This is a genomic window from Shewanella sp. Actino-trap-3, from assembly GCF_002836275.1.
GTDB classification, from domain to species: domain Bacteria; phylum Pseudomonadota; class Gammaproteobacteria; order Enterobacterales; family Shewanellaceae; genus Shewanella; species Shewanella psychromarinicola.
Genome location: NZ_PJCE01000001.1, coordinates 1,235,195 through 1,253,624, shown reverse-complemented (window position 1 = coordinate 1,253,624; position 18,430 = coordinate 1,235,195). Strand labels below are relative to the sequence as shown.

Here is an 18,430-nt window from a genome sequence, read left to right as displayed (position 1 = left end):
TATATCAGCAATATCGGTGGATCTGGTCTATCCATTTAAGTGATTAATTAAAATTAATTTTACTCAAAAAATCAATAAGATGCTGATTAAAAATAGTCGGTTTTTCGATGTTAGCTAAGTGACCAGTTTGTTCTATGTGGACTAATTGACTGCCATCGATGGAGTCATGCATTAAATAACTTTCCAGTGCGGTACGCAAATGGCCGCTTAATCCAACCGTCACTAATGTGGGTAATGTTAGCGATTCGACAAATTCAAGTGTATCGCGTTTAAAGATGGCCATGTTGGCAAATTTAAGTAACGCGGCAATTTGCGCGCTGGAATAAGTGGTTAATTCAGTGCTGAATTGCTCTATCTCGGCCGTAAGCGTGGCATCTTGGGTGATTAATTGCTCAATGTCTTTACTGAAAAATAAGCCGCTAATAGTCTGTGCAAGCTCCGATGATATTGCTTGTTGGTTGGCTATTTTAGCCATTAACCCTTGATATTTAATGCAATTGACTTGCGGTTCAAATCCCACAAAACTGTTTAACATCACCAGCCCATTAATACGAGCTGGGTCATGTAAAATCAGTTCTGCCGCAATGGCGCCGCCACTGCCATGGCCTATGATGGCGGCCGAATGAATATTGAGCATATCCATTAGTGTTAATACATGTTGGGCTACATCTTGCAAATTTTGAGTCGTTTCTGGGATAGTCGTCGTTTGACCATGGCCCCAAAAGTCAATGGCGATACAACGATACTGTGTTGATAATTCATCGATCTGTGCTCGCCACATATGACTGTTTGCGAGTAAGCCATGACAAAAAATAACCACAGGTCCATGGCCTTCATCCGAGTAATACAGTGGGTGATTATCAATTATTTTATGGGGCATTAAAGTGGACATAACAGACTCATTCAAAGGGAACGTACGCACAGGCATTAAGCCGGAGAGGGCGCAACAAAAAAAACGTAATGATTAACTAACTCGGTTAGTCGTTCAAGTAATGATGATTTTAACGATATTTCTGCAGCAGACAACACTTTTGCTAATTCAACCGCGCTAAATTGCGCTAACAATTCATTAGCAACGGGGAAATAACTTATATGCCAAGGCTCTGGGCTAACACCGCTTAAATGAGGCTGATACGGGAAATAAAACCCAAATTGAGCAGCGTGTAAATTGAGCCACTGGTGCAATGGAGCACAAGGACCATTGCCTGAGTATTCTGCTGTGATTAATTGTAACGCTTGCTGGGTAATACTATTGGCATCATATACATCAATATCTGTACCCCAATGGTGCCTCGAGGCACCAGGTAATGCAGACCATATCAAAATAGTATCAATTAGTTGCTGTGGCGTGAGGGTAGTAAACTCTACGGGATTTGAGGTTTTATCGAGTAAAGGACGTTGGCCACAAGCTTTTGCATTCCAAATACTCAATTGGCGATCAAATGGTCGATATGCCGAGCATATTTGCAAATCAAACCCTGCCGCTGATGCCGCATTTTGCAGCTGGTTAAATGCAGCTGCAGTGCGCTGTTCCAGTAAATATTGCCCAATAGCAACTAGATTTCCATCGCCTAAACCGTAAAGTGTCGCTTGCTCGCAAGCAATATCGACCAAGGGCTGCCGTGGACTTATTTGCACAGTAGTTTTTCCAAAATGCGTTCATAACAATTGGCCAATATCTCTAAGTCGGCCACATTTACGCATTCGTTGACCTTATGAATAGTGGCGTTTACTGGGCCTAACTCCAACACTTGTGCGCCCGTTGGGGCGATAAAACGTCCATCTGAAGTACCACCTGTGGTTTGTGGATCGGTTTGATAACCTGTGACTTCACGAATTGCCTCACGCGCAGCGTCAAGTAATGGACCGTCACCGGTTAAAAAAGGTAAGCCATTAAAAATCCAGTTGATATCATAATCTAAGCCATGTGCATCAAGAATACTCACTACCCGTTGGATCAACTCTTCTGCGGTCACCTCAGTGGAGTAACGGAAGTTAAACATGACGGTTAGCTCACCTGGAACCACATTTGATGCGCCCGTACCGCCATTGATGTTAGCGATTTGAAAACTGGTGGGTGGGAAAAACTCATTGCCATTGTCCCAATGCATTTGTGCGAGTTCAGTTAGTGCAGGAACCGCTTTATGAATAGGATTATCGGCTAAATGTGGATAGGCTACATGACCTTGAATACCATTGACGGTTAAGTTGCCTGTTAAGCTGCCTCGGCGACCATTTTTGACCACATCACCCAATTTATGCGTTGAAGAGGGCTCGCCGACTAACGCCCAAGTCATTTTTTCATTACGGGCTTCGAGGGTATCAATCACGCGCGTAGTACCGTTAATAAACGGACCTTCTTCGTCACTGGTAATTAAATAAGCAATAGAGCCATTGTGATCTGGATGTTTGGCGATAAATCGTTCGGTAGCAATAATCATCGCCGCCAATGAGCCTTTCATGTCGGCAGCGCCGCGACCATGTAAATAATTATCAATAATGGTGGGTTCGAACGGTGGAGTGTGCCAACGATTGAGATCGCCTGTTGGTACCACGTCGGTATGGCCAGCAAAGCAAAAAACAGGGTCGCTATTGCCACGTCTTGCCCACATGTTAGTGGTGTCTTCAAATACCATTGGCTCAATGTTAAAGCCAATGGCGGCAAGACGATTGGCCATCAACGTTTGGCAACCTTCATCTAATGGCGTTACCGATGGGCGTGAAATCAGATCTTTTGCTAATTCAACTACGTCATTATTCATTATGCGAACCACATTTGATATTCTGCTGCTTTAAAGCCAATCAGCAATTTATCCTTGTTAACTAAAACTGGGCGCTTGATCAGCGTAGGGTGTTGCACCATCAATGCGATAGCCTTGTCTTGAGTGAGATCGTTTTTTTCGGCATCATTTAAGCCACGAAAACTGGTACTTCGTTTATTAAACAGGGTTTCCCAACCGACGATATTAGCCCACAGCGCTAACGTGGTTTCACTTAGACCGTCTTCCCGAAAATCGTGAAACGTGTAATCAATTTTTTCGGCTTCAAGCCATTTGCGCGCTTTACGAACAGTATCGCAATTTTTTATGCCGTATAAGGTCAAAAGAATACTCCATTAATGTCGATTGGATTGTAATAGTAAGGTTTGGCTTTCAAAATAAGCCTGAAAAGTGCCTTATGTAAGATGGATATCAGTGAATGCATTTAACAACATTGTGGCATTGTGAAGCGGCTTGAACAAGCCTAAGACGGCGTTTTGGGGCGATTTCATAATTTGCAACCTAGGCTAATTTAAGCGTGCGGTTGCATATTAATGTGTCGCTAACCATTAGCAATATCGGTTAACTATGTCGGTTAACTATGTCGATAAAAATAGCTCAGTCCAACATGATGTTACATTTGCACAGTAAAAATAATATCTTTACCGGCAATGACACTACCTTGGGCTTTATCTAATTGCTTAATATCTTCCATATTGGCCAACACCACAGGGGTCAATAGACTGTCGACTTTATCGCGCAAATAGGCCAGATCAAAAGACAAAATGGGTTCACCTGCTTTGACTTGCTGACCTTCTTCGGCTAAACGTTTAAAACCATTACCCTTGAGCTCAACGGTGCCAACACCAAAGTGAACAAACAATTCTAGCCCCTGGGGTGACTCGATGCTGAACGCATGATTGGTTTCAAAAATTTTACCAATGGTGCCATCAATTGGGGCAACCATAAATTCGCCCTTAGGGTCGATAGCAATACCATCGCCAACAATTTTTTCAGCAAATACCACGTCGGGTACTTTTTCAATTGCAACAATATCACCCGATACTGGTGCATAAATAGCTATACCGCCCGTCAATGGTGGTTGGCCAGAAATCAATCGCCGTATTCGGCTTAAAAATCCCATAAGAACAAGCCCCTGTTAGTCATTTTTTTATGCGGTTAAGTGTAAACGGCTCTGCCAGCTTTACCTACTTTATTCGTGTGATTGGTCGCAATCGAGTGAAAAAGCGTTAATGGCTTCACGAATATCAGTAATGCGAGTTAACAAAGCGATGTGTTGTGCATGGTTAACAAAATTGGTGTAGTTACCTTCAATCAATGCCACTTTTACGTCTAATAAATTAGCAGGATTGATACTCAACTCATCAAGCCCAAGTCCTACCAATAAGGGCAGAACTTGTGGATCGCTGCCAAGTTCACCACACAATGAAACACTGACATGAGTGTGTTTACAGTGGGAAATCGTTAAGGCAATAAGTTGTATTACTGCCGGTGACAGTGGTGGGTATTGTTTAGCTAAATGCGGATTGGTGCGATCGGCCGCTAAGGTATATTGGGTTAAGTCATTGGTGCCGATACTGACAAAATCGAGTAATGGCAACATACTTGGCAGGTTCAGAACTGCTGCTGGGGTTTCAACCACAATGCCGTAGCTGAGAGCCCCAAAACCTTTTTCTTGCTCGTTCAACTCGGATTTAGCGCGTTCAATTAACAAGAAGGCGGCGTCAAGTTCTTCTACCTGGCTTACCATCGGAAACATTAATCGAACTTGGCCATGATTAGCGGCGCGAAGGGCGGCTTTCACTTGAGTAATAAAGGTCTCTGGGTGTGCCAAACTATAGCGAATGCCACGAATGCCAAGGGCAGGGTTATCTTCGTTGTTTTGAGGCAAGAAAGGAATTTCTTTATCGGCGCCAATATCAAACGTTCGAATGGTAAGCACTTCACCTTGTAAGCTATGAAGGGCATCGCAATAAAGTTTATATTGTTGATGTTCATCTGGCAGAGCTTTGGCATTCATCAGTAAAAATTCGGTACGAAATAAGCCAATACCTTGGGCTCCAACATCGGTGACATGAGATATTTCACTCAGGTTGCCCACATTGGCCAGCAAAGTGACCTTATGACCGTCGCGAGTTTGACTGGGTTTATCTTTATAAATCATCAATGCTTGGCGACGCAGCAATTCTTGTTGTTGTTTCTGCTTTAATTGATCAAAAACGTCAGCTGACGGGGCAACATGTAATTCACCTGACATACCATCTAAAATAAGCTGAGTGCCATCGTCAATGACGTCTTTGGTTTGTGAAAATTGATAATTGAGTAATGCAGGTATCCCTGCTGCCCGAGCCAAAATAGCAGTATGGCTTGTTAGACCTCCAGACTCTAGGATCAGCCCGGTGATGTGAGTTAGTGGCAATATGGCAAATTCTGCAGGGGTTAAATCATCAGCCAGTAATATGGTGTCTTCGGCAAGGGTCGATAAATCCCATTGTAAGTGCCCTTGCAACGCACTGGTTAAGCGCTTAGCCAAACACATAATATCAACACTGCGATTAGCCAAATAAGGGTCATCTAATGCCGACATTTCTGCTGCATGTTGATTAAAAATGCGATCAACAGCAACGGCGGCACCGACTTTAAATTGACGAATATGTTGATGAAGTTGCTGTTGTAGTTCCTCATCTTCAAGCAACATAATATCGCTATCAATAAGTTGGAAATTATCACCATCTGGGTACAGGTGATGTTGGCAGTGTTGTAAATGAGCAATAAGGTGATTAATGGCTTGTGTTAGCTGTTGTTGCTGCTGGTCAATTTGTTCAATAGAGAGAAGTTTAAAATCCAGTGGTGGCAGTTGAGTGGTGATAGTCAGTGCTTTACCAAAAGCGATGCCTGCTGATACTACTATTCCGTTGATTGACATATCGCTGTCCTATTAACTATGGTTGTCCTAATTAACTCTAATTAACTCTAATTAACTCTAATTAACTCAGAGTCATCAGCAGTGAGGCAATTTTGTCAACGGCTGCTTGGGCGTGTTCACCGGAAGCAAATACCGTCACTGACACACCTTGGTATAGACCTAATGTTTGTAACTTGAATAAACTTTTGGCGCTGGCCTGCTTACCATTGCATTCGACTATGACGTCGCAATCAAACTCTTTTGCCTCTTTAACCAGTAATGCCGCTGGGCGGGTATGAATACCGTGAGGAGCAACAATGGTGACCGTTTTTTGATACATAGACAACATACTCTGTAATGAATGACAACTAAATACTCATCGGATTAAATATCAATATTTCAATAAGCTAGTCGAGATATCCACTAGCTTATTGGTTAAATGATACCTTGTAGAACTCAGCTATTTAATCTAATAGGCATAATATACCCTAAAGTCATAATAGCTAAAAGCGATGTTCGACTCGAAATGAGCTGTGATGTTGATATAGACCATGGCTATAGCCAATATTGTTTGTCGATAAGACGGCGAGGTTTGAGGGTAGCAACATTAAGGCTTTCCATGCTGATGGGTATAATATCAACCGTGGGAAGCCTTTGTTTGTGTAATGAGTTGATCGAATTAAATTATATTTTAAATTGTCCTAGTGTCTGACTCATATCTACACTAATAGTTTGCAACGATTGTGCTGCCTGACTGTGGGTTTCGTTAGCTGTTAACGATAGTTCGGTGAGTTCAGAAATCGTACTGACATTAATGTTAATGTCTTCGGTGACGAGTGCTTGTTCTTCTGTGGCGCTGGCGAGTTGCGCTGTCATGCTACTAATATTTTCGATAAGCGCTAAAATTGCGATAATCGCATCACTTGATTGCACAGCTTTTGATTGCAGCTGAGCAGAATGTTGCTGTGTGTTAGTAATACTGTTAATAACCGATTGAATACCTGTCTGGATCTGGTTAATAATTTTATTGATTTCATTGGTTGAAGACTGAGTCCTGTTTGCCAACGCACGCACTTCATCAGCGACTACAGCAAAACCTCGGCCATGTTCACCTGCGCGTGCAGCTTCAATGGCGGCATTCAGTGCAAGTAGATTAGTTTGATCTGCAATGCTACCTATCACGTCAAGGATGCTGCCAATCTCAGCAGATGATTGACTGAGGGTTAACGACACCGTTTCTGCTTGTTGTAGCTCACCGACTAAACTTTCTGTCTGTTCAACTGTTTGTTGCATCAATTGTTGATTTTGTTCGGCTTGATGTTTCACATTGCTGGCACCGTCTGCAGCATCTTGAGTGTTTCGAGCCATTTCTTGGCTCGTCGATAGCATTTGGTTAATCGCAGCGGCGACACTTTGAGTTTCACTGTGCACTTGGTTCGCGCTTTGATTCGATAATTTTACAGTATCTAATAAATGCACCGCTTCATTACTTAAGGTATGCCCAAGAGGCTGTAAATTAGCAACCATATTGGCTATTTTAATCACAAATTGATTGAACGCATCGGCCAGTTTGGCGACTTCATCATTGCCTTCTGTCGACAAGCGTTGAGTCAAATCGCCTTCACCTTTGGCAATTTGTTCCATCGCGTCGATTGTGACGTTAAGAGGTTGGGTAATGGAATGATTAAGCAATAAAAAGAACGCAAAAATAGGCACTGCAATCATCATCATAATGATGAAATAGTCAATAATGATACCTGTCATACTGTTATTGACATCGTTGACGTTTGCTTGGGTGATTAACGTTAATTCAAGTTTTGGATAATATTGTGCTGCGGCTAATACCGTTTGTGGTTGATTTTGTTGATCGACAACCGCAAACTTTGCTTGGGCTGTTTGGCGTTGTTTTGCCGTGGTGATTAGCTGTTGATAAGGCGTTGAAGCATCATTTGCCGCCAAGTTGTTGATGGATTTACTGATTGATCTTGGGTTTAGTGGATTAACAATAATATTATTTTGATTATCGATAACAATAAACGCTTGATGCTCAGAGACCTTAATGTCACTAATAAACTGGCTTAATGATTCGACCGTTGCATCAGGATTAACAAGCTTAAAGGCATCAAGTGTGCTACTTAATTGGTTGACTTGCCCGGTGATCTGTTTGAACTTTTGTTCTATTAAATGATTGTATTGTTCATTAATGGAAAAAGAACCGAAAACCACTGTACCTAAAGCGGCTAAAGCTAACATAATAAATAATCGCTTTAAAATGGTTAGGCGTCTCAATAATCTAATCATTATCAGTCCTATTTTAAACTATCAATACAAAGTAATGGGATTATAATGAAAATATTAAAAAAAATAAGCGTAAAAGATTGTTTTTGTGAACAAACTGCATATTTTATATTTGTAAGCATAATGTAGTGAATTGGTTAAAGCTGTTTTTTATCAACTGGTTAGTTGAATATTAACGTTGTTTGGTTAATTAATGTGCTAAGCAATTGTTTTAATTTTGATTTTTTTACGGTTTACCCGCAAGATTAGTGTAATTAACGAAAAGGTATTAATGCTATGAATTCATCTTCTATCGTCAACAATGACGATATTCTACTTAAGCTTTGTCATTCAGTGTCTCATGTTCTTTCTAGCACGAGTGCTAGCCAAATTAGTCATGCTGGGATGATTCAAAGTATTTCTCGCACCCGCTTAAAACCTGATTTGGGTTGTTTCTCTATTTTCGATGGTGGTTTTTCTGGCTTGGTTGTGATCAACTTTTCTGCGGCAGCGGCTATTGAAATTTATCGCCGTTATATGCTCAACATGGGAATGCCTGAAACGGAATTAGCGTTTTCACATACTTCTGATGATGTGAGCAATGTAATGGGCGAATTAATGAACCAAATTTTGGGTGATTTTATTGGTAAAATATCAAAAGAATTACAAACATCCATTAGCCAAAGTCAGCCTAAAATGTTGACGATTAATAAAGAATTAACGATTTCAGTCGATACTAACCTCGATAACGCCGTCGCGAGAAGAGTGTCGTTTAAGACTGAAAATAACCATATTTTTTATCTTGAATTTGCCATGGATAAAACAGAGTTTCTTCGATCTGCAGACTTTGAAATGAATGAGGAATTTGATCTTGACTCATTAATCGAAACTCACGGTCAAAAAGCGCAAGCTAAATCAGATAAATCACAAGATGTACTCAATGATCCCAATGTAAAAGGCCTTGTTGTTGACGATGCTGATGACTTACTCAGCGAGCTTGGGTTATAACGTCAGGGATATAATGAAAACAACCATGTTAAGTTATTTATCTTGGTTGTTTTGTTTACCAAAATGCACTATTCATAGAAGGTTAGCTATAAAAATGGCATTTAAAGCCACTTCTATTGATATAACTTACTGTGATGGCGTGTTTTAGTTGACCGTGTCTGGTGCGTTATGAATAGTCCATTGGTAAATTTAGACACGCGTCAGCCATTTCAAGCTATTGCCAAAGAGCTTAATGCTAACGTTGATAAAAACGCCAGTAACTTAAGTACTCAAAATAGGCATATATTAGCCTTATTAATTTGTGGTTAAGAGGCCTGTCAGCCATTAATCAAAAACCATTTAGTGTTACATAGCTCTTGTGGTGTGATGGTAGAAGACGACTCACTGACTTAACGTGTACTGAGTAGTATTTTGAGTATCAACACACTAGGTCAATATCACGGGTTTAAGTGTTCCCGTGTGTTTACTCTAAACGATGTATGAGATAAGTATAAATCAATTAAATGATTGATTTAAAAGGATAAGACTGTTTATGGCAGGTGCCAGTTTATTAACCCTATTAGATGATATTGCCACTATTTTGGATGATGTAGCGGCAATGAGCAAAGTGGCGGCACGCAAAACCGCTGGTGTTCTGGGTGATGATTTAGCGTTAAATGCGCAGCAAGTATCGGGTGTCGCCTCTGAGCGAGAGCTTCCTGTCGTGTTTGCCGTCGCCATGGGGTCGTTTCGCAATAAAGTCATTTTGGTGCCGATGGCCATGCTGATCAGTGCGTTTATTCCATGGGCTATTACTCCTTTATTGATGTTTGGTGGTTTGTTTTTATGTTATGAGGGCTTTGAAAAGGTCTATCATTCATTAACACATAAGCGTGTACCTGTGGTCGATGACGATGCGGTGGTTGCCAAAGCAAAAGCTGATATCGAAGACTTAGCAGCATTCGAAAAAGAAAAAATAAAAGGGGCGATCCGCACCGACTTTGTCTTATCCGCTGAAATTATCGCAATTAGTTTAGGTGTTGCTGCACACATGGACCTAATGGGGCAATTTTTAACCTTATGCGTTATTGCCATTGTGATTACGATAGGCGTATACGGCCTAGTGGCAGGGATTGTTAAAATTGATGACCTTGGTTTGTATCTTGCTCAACGTAAGCCCAGTGGAATAGGGCATAAATTGGGATTAGGATTAGTATCTGCTGCCCCTTACTTAATGAAAATTCTCACATTTGTAGGCACTATTGCCATGTTTATGGTGGGTGGCGGTATTTTAACTCACGGTATTCATCTGGTATCTGAATGGATTGCGCATGCAGAAACGCTGGTAAGCCAAGTGAGTGTTGTAGGTGGCTTTTTAGGGCTATTAACCCCAAGCGTGTTGAATGCACTATTTGGTGTTGTTGCTGGTGGTTTAGCGGTATTAGTGATCAATGGTGTGACTAAGTTAATGCCCTCTAAAACTTAGTTTTATAGTGATAAAGCTGGCTGCAGATACCAAAAGAGCATAGTCAATGACCATGCTTTTTTTAATGAGTGATGCTAACCTCTGTTAGTGAATCACTTAAGATTAAACGGCTAAGTTGTCACTCTCACCAAGGTTTGGATCTGCTTTTGGATTCGGGCCGTATTCGTTGTCATCTTTACTGTTAAAGCACATCACGACGAGCAGAATTAATGCACCAAGCAGCGGGATAAACATTAATAATAACCACCAACCAGAATGGTCAGTATCGTGAAGACGACGAACACTCACTGCGATGCTTGGAATGACGATGGCGAGTGAATAAATAGAACTCAATAATCCAGCACCATAAAGTTCACTGTATAAGCCCACACCCATATCCAATAAGGTCAGCACAATACTAATGATCATGCTGATCAGTGCAAACATCCAGTATTCTTTACGACGTGCTCGGCCGCTAAAATCGAAATACTGTTTTAAAACCTTTAAATACCAATCCATTCGTTATTCCTTAACGTTAATTTTTTTTAATCTAGTGCATTTGTAACAAAACAGCCTTGAATTAACAATATTTTATTTTATTTAAGCCTAAACATTAATGCCGATTTGATCAACAACGGCATTATGGTACAAGCTGATAAAAAGGTTGTTAACGTGGCTGATCACTTGGCTATCTCAAGGGATAATAAACCCTTATCAAACTCGCTACTTGCGTGGAATTTTCAAGCAATAAATAAACCATAACCTTCATTACGCTAAAGATTATAACCCGGCGCATTTCTGCTATCTTTTGCGCAACATTAACATTTAACTCATCAGTTTAGCTCAAGAGTTTGGCCATCAATAAATATAACACGGTTGCGAATGTGTGGGTCTTGAACATCAACCTCTTCATCACGGACTCATTCTAAAAAGTTAGCGTTTAACATCAGCCGCAAATCTCGTTTCGACTTAGTGTTTTATCTCGTCGGCTTTCGGTGTTGTTTGGGGCCTGGGCGGGTTATTTGAGAGGCGTCATAATCTAATTTTGCATTCTTGACGAAAAAATTAGCGGGTATGAGCATATCGTAATGCCACTGAGTGATGTCGGAAGCCATAAGTCACCGCATACCTGCGGCAATCCACAAGGTAGTGGAATAGGGCATAATAAATTGCCAAAAAGGTAAGACATCCATTAGAAAGTAAGGACGACGGAGACTAAGGTTTAAGCTTTATTGATTGGATTTGTCTGTTATGTAAGCTCAACAAGCTTAGCGTTAATTGACGTAAATTATCCATCAACTGCAGGTCCTTGATCCAATCGTATTGATTTACAACCGCATATCTAACTCATTATGGATTAACACCACGCATTGAGACGCGAATAGCATTTTTGGCCCTAAGTTTATATGTTGAGTACCGAGTCGCTTTAAGCTATTAAAGCTCTTTTTAGGCATAGGAATATGATCGGTGAGTAGAAAACAAGGATTATGTGCAAACTCTATGTCACGCACTGGGGTGCCTTTTTTCTCCAACATATACAGTTGATATTCTTCGGCTAACTCTTGCACCAGCTTTTCAAAACTCACAGTGCGTACCGTAATGCCGGGCTCAACCACACGCAATTGCTCTTTCGTCATGCCCTTTGACGCGGTTAAGGCTTTGGCAATTTTATTGGTTAAATTTTGTTCGTGAAATCCGCCTATGTGGCCTAGTTCACCTGAACGGAAACAGATGGTGCGAGAAAAATCTTGGGTGCTTTCTAATACTAAATAAACAATAACATCATCCCGATGAGACTGGGCCACAAAGATGGTGTTCATTAAGGTATGGGCTAAAATTTCAGTATGGGCCTCTTGGCCTATACCCGCCACAAACTGCTGACTATCAACTGGAGCCGCTCTGGCTCGAACTACAAAAGCGCGCATGGTAAATCCTAATGAGGGGAATCGGAGCATAAATGTGATAACTGAGTTGGATAATCAATCAGCCATTGCGCATGGTATAGGCTGTATTATCACAGCTTTAAGGCTGACTGTAACGCGATTAATCTATTGGTTTTATTTTTACATTATATCGAGTTGTACTATGGTTTAATGAGTTTGTTTACACCGTCATGATGTTCAATCTATTTACACCATGAGAAACCGAGTCATTGTCGACAATGCTCAGACTTTTACAGTTCAGAACATGCGCTATAGTTAGCTGAAATAAGGCTCTGGGGGAAGAACTTGCTGAAGCCTTGAGATAGTAGCTGACATTAAAATGCGATTAGGCAACATTCCAATGACTTCTATGAACATGCCCGAGTTGTTCTGGCCTAGTAGGCGCGTGATGATGAACACGAAGAGATCATTGTAAATACAGGGCAAGACCCTAGCCGTCAGGTTTTGAAGCTTGTACATAATCAGGAAAGGTAAGAGCAAATTCAACACACTATAATGTAACATCATGAAACGTTTCATTCTGAAATGTTGTCATTGATCAATAAGCTCTATAAAAAAAGGTTTTAAGATGAAGTTAGTGAGTAGTGTGTTTTAACTGATTCTGGATGTGAACTATCCACAAATAGAAGGAAAATCCTATGTTGCAATTTATACCTGTATTTGATGGCAATACCATTGCTGTGCGAGCTTCTGGAAAATTAACTCTTGAAGATTACCAGAAATTCTTACCCCAACTTGAAACGCAAATTAAACGATTAGGTAAAATTTCATTACTTTTTGAATTTGATAATTTTTCCGGCTGGGATGTAGATGCCGCCATAAATGATGTTAAGTTTGGTATGAAACATCTTAGTGATTTTGATCGCATTGCGATGGTTGGCGATAAGTCTTGGGAACATTGGATGGTGTTAATCGCGAAGCCTTTTTTAATATCTAGTGAAGTGCGTTATTTTAACCGAGAAAATCTGCAACAAGCTTGGGACTGGTTACGTGAAAAACAAGAGTTTGAAAAGGCGGTAGAACAATTGCAACCCTATCAAAACATTGTGGTTGCGGTGGATTTCTCCCTGTATTCAAAGCATGCATGTAAACGCGCAATAGAATTAGCTAACTACTATCAAGCTTCGTTAACATTACTCAATGTTGTTCCAGAAGTACTCGCTTATACACTCTATGGCGATCCAGTGGGCTACAACGTTGTTGATCTAGATATCATCAAAGATCAAAACAAAAAAGCTATTGATGCTGCTCAGTTTCAGATGAAAGCGTTTGTAAACGATTTGGATACCGATTTTCCCATAGAGTCCAAAGTGATTTGTGGTGAGGTAAATTATAGCATCGTGTCTTTTTTGGAAGCACAAGATGTTGATTTAGCCATTTTTGGGGCAAAAAAGAAAAAAGGCATAAACAAGTTATTGGGCTCAGTGGCGCATTATGTTCAAAATCATAGTCGTTGTGAAATATTAATCGTTCCCGTTCAAGAGCCTGTGTTCTAAGTTATTATTGCTAAGGAGTATCGATATGTCTGATGTACAAAATATAGAAATTGAACGCTACCATGACAAAATCACTGAAGATTTACGTAAAGTAGTCGAAAAATATCGTGAAATCATGGCGTGGGACGTCCCTGATAATGACACTGTGGAGGCAGACAGGCTTATCTTTCAAGCAATTTATTCAGCACTTGCAGAGATCGAAAAAAGCTCAAAATAAAGCGAAAGCCATGCAAAAGGCCGTTAATAATCAACAGATGCCGCTAAATTTATCATCACTCTGACGGCTGATTTCATCGAATATTTATTCGCGAAGCTATGCTAAGTTGAATATTAATTTTTTATTTTACGGGTATCGTTTATACGGATGTAGTGGGTATGCCGTATCATTTTTTAATCCGGGCATCAAAAAAAATATTTTTTCGGATCTTGTGGGTGAGATCTGTATTTATGAAAAAAAAATAAGCTATAAAGTATAATAAATTTACACCTTAATTGGAGATACAATGTCTGGATCAGTACACGGCCATCAAGTTATGCAATTGATGCTAACCCATGGCTCTGCGTTAACAAAGCAAGAGCTTAAAACGTTAATGCATACTAACTTTGGTGCTGATACTCGTTATCATACCTGCTCTGCAGCGGAGATGGACGCTGAGATGCTTATTGAGTTTTTAGAAGGCAAAGGTAAGTTCATCCCTAGTGAAGGTGGTATTACAACAGCAGCAGATAAAATTTGTAATCACTAAATCATTTACCGTGACAACATGTGGCTTAGATCTCCTTAGGCCTAATGTAACAACACTCACTTTATAATCAGATGCGATGTCATATCACATTGAGTGCCTCTGCTGAAGCGGTATTTAATCCGCACAGTCCTGCTTACATCTAACAAGTCGTTTTGTTTGCATTTGTAAACAACCCTTGGATGAAAATGCTCAATCGCCTAGATTTTGCAATATGGGTTTATTGCGATAGTTGATTGAGTTAGTAAAATGGCTGGCTTCATTTGCGGCGCAAATATTTCTGGTCAAAGTAGGATAAAAATTGTAACAATAAATATGGTCGCAACAATTATGTAGATGTTTGATTTTACTCCGGTTCGATGGCTTAACTATTCACTATAAAGCCCCCTCAGTTAGTGTCAATCAATCTTTCTGTGTCAGGGTGAGATCCACTAATACTGAAGTATGAGGCGAAAATGCCTCTGTTAAACTAGGATTGTACAGGTCTAATACCATTACGATGGAGGCCGCTACCATGTACCCATATGAGCACATATTAGCTGTTACAGAAACACCAAACCTACTGAATAGCTCATTTCACAAAGCCGTTATCTTAGCCAGTAGATCACGCGCTAAACTCACATTGCTAACCGTAAAGCTTACCCAAACTAGCCTGTTGAAACGTCTATTAGAAAGAAGCTGTGTAATTGAACCTAAGTCAAAACGAACATTGACAACCAAAGGATTAGAGCAAGTTCTCAAATACCCAAGCAAACAAATCAGTTGCCAATCGAGCACCATTTATCGCGCAGTGCTAAATCAACTAAAGCAAGAACATTACGATCTTGTGGTATTGCCTCATAAACGTTATCACTCCATTATTTCTGAGTTGGTTTCTGCTGACGAATGGCACTTATTAAGAGAAACCTTGGTACCCGTAATGTTTGTTAATAGCAGTCAATGGCAGACCCAAGGCCACGTGTTGACCGCCTTAGATATTAATCACACTCAAGATTGCCATCAAGCTTTTAATCATCACATTATTCATGAATCTAAAGGTATAGCAGACAGCATCAATAATGATTTACACTTCATTAATTGTTTTTTGGCTGACAATTACAGCATAGCCTTTGAAACCGAAGATAGGGCCCATGCTCATTCAATGTTGTCACAACAAGCAAACCAGCAAAGCATTCTTAATCACGCAGTGGCAGATTTACTGTCTGAAAAATATCACTGTCACATAGCTCATGGCTTACCTGAAGATGCTATTCCCATCAAGGCCCATCAACTCGATGTGAATATGGTCATCATGGGAGCGGCCGAGCACACAGGGTTAATCCACTCAATTAAAGGCCATATTCCTGAACTGCTGATTAATCAACTCCCCTGCGACATACTCGCCGTTAAACCGCCCACAAGTGAGCTTAGATAAGCTCAAAAATCTATCGATCAGACAACACAGCACAGGGACGTGACTAAAACGCCTCTCGTCGGATATTCATATTGTAATTTCATATTGTAATATCGCCACCTTGCTTTCTCATATAAAAGAAGAGTATTAATTTACAACCAAGGTATATGCTCCTCGTCTCTTAAGTGGTTGTTTGTCGACCTTCAAATACCATTTAATCTATAGGAATGGAGGTACATTGACACTGTTGAAAAATTGCTTAAAACGTAGACAATTACTTCAACAATTAAATTTACAATCAATGCAGAAGTACACCTTACTTCGAGCCGCCCATCACATTAGGTTTTTCGACTGACACAGCGTCGCAGTGTGATTATTTGCCTTTGGATGAAGACATGGGCAACAAACTACTATTAGCTGATGAGCTATATCGGGTTCAAATATATTGTTGACATCGATAGTCACCAAGGCTTCGACTTGATGTGAGTAAGCAAGCTCATAAGCCAAAATAAAACCAATCAGATAACCCCCACTATCACCCAAGTGTTAAACCCAAAAGGGCAAGAAGTGCCCGCCTTGGCAGGGCTCAAACTAAAAGGCTCAAACACTGCGCCATAGAACGCGCATAAGGCTAGTGGATCTTGATGTGAAGTGGCTGCGATATCAATGTCGTATGGTATTTTTTTGGGGCAATAGGTTTTTGCACAACAAAGAAAAACGCTATTTATGGTAGATGATTAACTTGCCGCTCAAGCAGTTTAGTTCGATGAGGAGATGAGGCATTACAGCGAACGGCTGTCGAGACTAGTCATTAACGTTTAAGAAGAAATGGCATGGATTCGATATTCAAATATTTAAATGCTTAAAATCCAGTCTCTGTGACAGTATTGAGCATCGGTTGATGCCACTATATATCTTCTGTATAAAAAACGTATACGCGCTGAATTAATGTCTATTTTATGGTATCGATATGGGTGCTAAAGGCCGATATTGCCTTGCTATCAGCGGCTTTAATCCCTATGATCAGCACGTTTTTAAATTGACCGTAATATTATGAGAGAGCCCATGTTGACTTATCCGTTGTCAGGCAGTTCATCAGAGTTGGTATTAAATGTACTAACCATGGTGTTAACCCGAGGAAAACCTTTAGATAGAGCCTATTCAGAGCATTTTTCTGGTTTAACCCTTAACCCATCAGAGCAAGCACGGATCACGCAAGTCACTGGCGATATTTTACGTCGCTTAAACTTATATTGTTTTCTGGTTGATATTAAACCGGAAGAGTTTGATCGTTTAGGATCTAAATTACTCAATGGTTGGCATGTTTTTCATGGCTTAGATTTACCTAAAATGCAGTATTCATTGCAAATTGAGCAGGCGGCATTTAGTGCTAATCTTGAACAAGCAAAAACAGACCCTGTGCTATGGGATGGCTGTCCAGAATGGTTAGAAATCATAGGTCAAGCACAGTTAGGTGATAAATGGCCCGCTGAACGTGCAGCACTAGCAGAGCAGCCAAAGCGTTATTTACGCGTGAATGAACTGAAATGTAATCGCGAATCCCTTATTGAAAGACTTAAAAAAGAAGGCGTAACTGCGGTAGTGGTAAGCGATGTCGCTTCTGCTGTTGAGGTTACATCAGACTCAGCACTATTTCGAACCGAGGCATTTAAAAATGGCTGGTTTGAACAGCAAGATGCGGGTTCACAACTGGTTGCTGACGCTGTGGGTGCCAAACCCGGAATGCGGGTTGTCGATGCTTGTGCGGGTGCGGGTGGTAAAACCTTACATATTGCAGCACAAATGCAAGGTAAAGGTCGTTTGCTTGCGATGGATGTTGAGCAATGGAAACTCGATAATCTTAAAACTCGGGCTAAACGCGCTGGTGCACATAATGTTGAAACGCGGATTATCGCTAGCTCTAAAACCATTAAACGTCTGAAATTATCGGCCGATCGAGTGTTATTAGATGTGCCTTGTTCGGGACTTGGGGTGTTAAAACGTAATCCTGATTCTAAATGGCGTGATACGCCGGAGCGCTTGCCGGTGCTGGTTGAATTGCAAAAGCATATTTTGCAGAGTTACTGCCGTATGGTCAAAGTTGGCGGAATGCTCATTTACGCGACATGCTCTATTATGCCAGAAGAAAACCGTCATCAAATCGATGCGTTTCTCGCTGAAAACCCACAGTTTACTCTTATCGAGGATGAAAATATCTTGGTTTCAGAACGTGGATTTGATGGTTTCTATTTAGCTAAAATGGAACGTATAGCTGAATAGTTATTCATGGCTATTGATTTTTAGAGTCATCATATTGATGATAGATAACAAAAAACAGTGCAAATTTCTGCATTGTTTTTATGGATAATTATTTACTGATAAAAGGCACTTTTAATAAATTCATATTAAATCGTTGATAAAGTTCTCATAAATGCATAATC

17 protein-coding genes and 1 pseudogene are annotated in these 18,430 nt (G+C 40.5%); 8 read left to right on the top strand and 10 right to left on the bottom strand.

Annotation, left to right across the window (positions count from 1 at the left end; genetic code table 11):
* Window positions 1-43: 43 nt before the first annotated feature.
* The 8 genes from CXF80_RS05350 to CXF80_RS05315 all read right to left on the bottom strand — a co-directional run bounded on the left by CXF80_RS05350 (window position 44) and on the right by CXF80_RS05315 (window position 7,986).
* Complete coding sequence (locus tag CXF80_RS05350; RefSeq protein WP_157822185.1) at window positions 44-892, bottom strand: alpha/beta fold hydrolase; 849 nt, start codon at window positions 890-892, stop codon at window positions 44-46.
* Window positions 893-927: 35 nt separating this feature from the next.
* On the bottom strand, window positions 928-1,638 hold the full coding sequence (locus CXF80_RS05345; RefSeq protein ID WP_101031904.1) for a M15 family metallopeptidase: 711 nt from the start codon (window positions 1,636-1,638) through the stop codon (window positions 928-930).
* Complete coding sequence (gene dapE, locus CXF80_RS05340) at window positions 1,629-2,762, bottom strand: succinyl-diaminopimelate desuccinylase (protein WP_101031903.1); 1,134 nt, start codon at window positions 2,760-2,762, stop codon at window positions 1,629-1,631. The genes CXF80_RS05345 and dapE overlap by 10 nt, the downstream gene beginning before the upstream one ends.
* Complete coding sequence (locus CXF80_RS05335; RefSeq protein ID WP_101031902.1) at window positions 2,762-3,103, bottom strand: ArsC family reductase; 342 nt, start codon at window positions 3,101-3,103, stop codon at window positions 2,762-2,764. The genes dapE and CXF80_RS05335 overlap by 1 nt, the downstream gene beginning before the upstream one ends.
* Before the next feature lie 290 nt (window positions 3,104-3,393).
* The gene (gene crr / locus CXF80_RS05330) at window positions 3,394-3,903 is read right to left on the bottom strand and encodes a PTS glucose transporter subunit IIA (protein ID WP_101031901.1); all 510 of its coding nucleotides are present in this window, start codon (window positions 3,901-3,903) and stop codon (window positions 3,394-3,396) included.
* Between the two features lie 69 nt (window positions 3,904-3,972).
* Window positions 3,973-5,706, bottom strand: coding sequence for a phosphoenolpyruvate--protein phosphotransferase (ptsP, locus tag CXF80_RS05325; protein ID WP_101031900.1), 1,734 nt, complete (start codon window positions 5,704-5,706; stop codon window positions 3,973-3,975).
* Between the two features lie 61 nt (window positions 5,707-5,767).
* Window positions 5,768-6,025, bottom strand: coding sequence for an HPr family phosphocarrier protein (locus CXF80_RS05320; protein ID WP_101031899.1), 258 nt, complete (start codon window positions 6,023-6,025; stop codon window positions 5,768-5,770).
* Between the two features lie 344 nt (window positions 6,026-6,369).
* Entirely contained in the window at window positions 6,370-7,986 is a 1,617-nt protein-coding gene (locus CXF80_RS05315; protein WP_101031898.1) for a methyl-accepting chemotaxis protein, read from the bottom strand.
* 273 nt (window positions 7,987-8,259) lie between these two features.
* On the opposite strand from CXF80_RS05315, the gene CXF80_RS05310 reads away from it, so the two are divergent.
* The 3 genes and pseudogenes from CXF80_RS05310 (at window position 8,260) to CXF80_RS05300 (ending at window position 10,435) form a co-directional block, all read left to right on the top strand.
* Window positions 8,260-8,970, top strand: coding sequence for a DUF3334 family protein (locus CXF80_RS05310; protein ID WP_101031897.1), 711 nt, complete (start codon window positions 8,260-8,262; stop codon window positions 8,968-8,970).
* A 148-nt stretch (window positions 8,971-9,118) separates the two neighbouring features.
* Window positions 9,119-9,273, top strand: a pseudogene (locus CXF80_RS05305) (LacI family transcriptional regulator); the annotation flags it as partial.
* A 229-nt stretch (window positions 9,274-9,502) separates the two neighbouring features.
* The gene (locus CXF80_RS05300; RefSeq protein WP_101031896.1) at window positions 9,503-10,435 is read left to right on the top strand and encodes a DUF808 domain-containing protein; all 933 of its coding nucleotides are present in this window, start codon (window positions 9,503-9,505) and stop codon (window positions 10,433-10,435) included.
* A 102-nt stretch (window positions 10,436-10,537) separates the two neighbouring features.
* On the opposite strand, the gene CXF80_RS05295 is transcribed toward CXF80_RS05300, so the two are convergent.
* On the bottom strand, window positions 10,538-10,933 hold the full coding sequence (locus tag CXF80_RS05295) for a DUF805 domain-containing protein (protein WP_101031895.1): 396 nt from the start codon (window positions 10,931-10,933) through the stop codon (window positions 10,538-10,540).
* A gap of 809 nt (window positions 10,934-11,742) precedes the next feature.
* Window positions 11,743-12,339, bottom strand: a complete 597-nt coding sequence (gene trmY, locus CXF80_RS05290) for a tRNA (pseudouridine(54)-N(1))-methyltransferase TrmY (RefSeq protein WP_101031894.1) — start codon at window positions 12,337-12,339, stop codon at window positions 11,743-11,745.
* Window positions 12,340-12,995: 656 nt separating this feature from the next.
* On the opposite strand from trmY, the gene CXF80_RS05285 reads away from it, so the two are divergent.
* The 5 genes from CXF80_RS05285 (at window position 12,996) to CXF80_RS05265 (ending at window position 18,269) form a co-directional block, all read left to right on the top strand.
* A complete protein-coding gene (locus CXF80_RS05285) occupies window positions 12,996-13,853 on the top strand; it encodes an STAS/SEC14 domain-containing protein (RefSeq protein ID WP_101031893.1) in 858 nt (285 codons plus the stop codon).
* A gap of 25 nt (window positions 13,854-13,878) precedes the next feature.
* Window positions 13,879-14,070, top strand: a complete 192-nt coding sequence (locus tag CXF80_RS05280; protein ID WP_101031892.1) for a hypothetical protein — start codon at window positions 13,879-13,881, stop codon at window positions 14,068-14,070.
* 286 nt (window positions 14,071-14,356) lie between these two features.
* Entirely contained in the window at window positions 14,357-14,599 is a 243-nt protein-coding gene (locus CXF80_RS05275; protein ID WP_101031891.1) for a YecH family metal-binding protein, read from the top strand.
* A gap of 511 nt (window positions 14,600-15,110) precedes the next feature.
* A complete protein-coding gene (locus tag CXF80_RS05270) occupies window positions 15,111-16,010 on the top strand; it encodes a universal stress protein (protein ID WP_157822184.1) in 900 nt (299 codons plus the stop codon).
* Between the two features lie 1,044 nt (window positions 16,011-17,054).
* Window positions 17,055-18,269 carry an RsmB/NOP family class I SAM-dependent RNA methyltransferase gene (locus CXF80_RS05265; RefSeq protein ID WP_101031889.1) on the top strand — a complete coding sequence of 405 codons (1,215 nt, stop codon included), beginning with the start codon at window positions 17,055-17,057 and terminating at the stop codon, window positions 18,267-18,269.
* The last annotated feature ends 161 nt before the right edge of the window (window positions 18,270-18,430 follow it).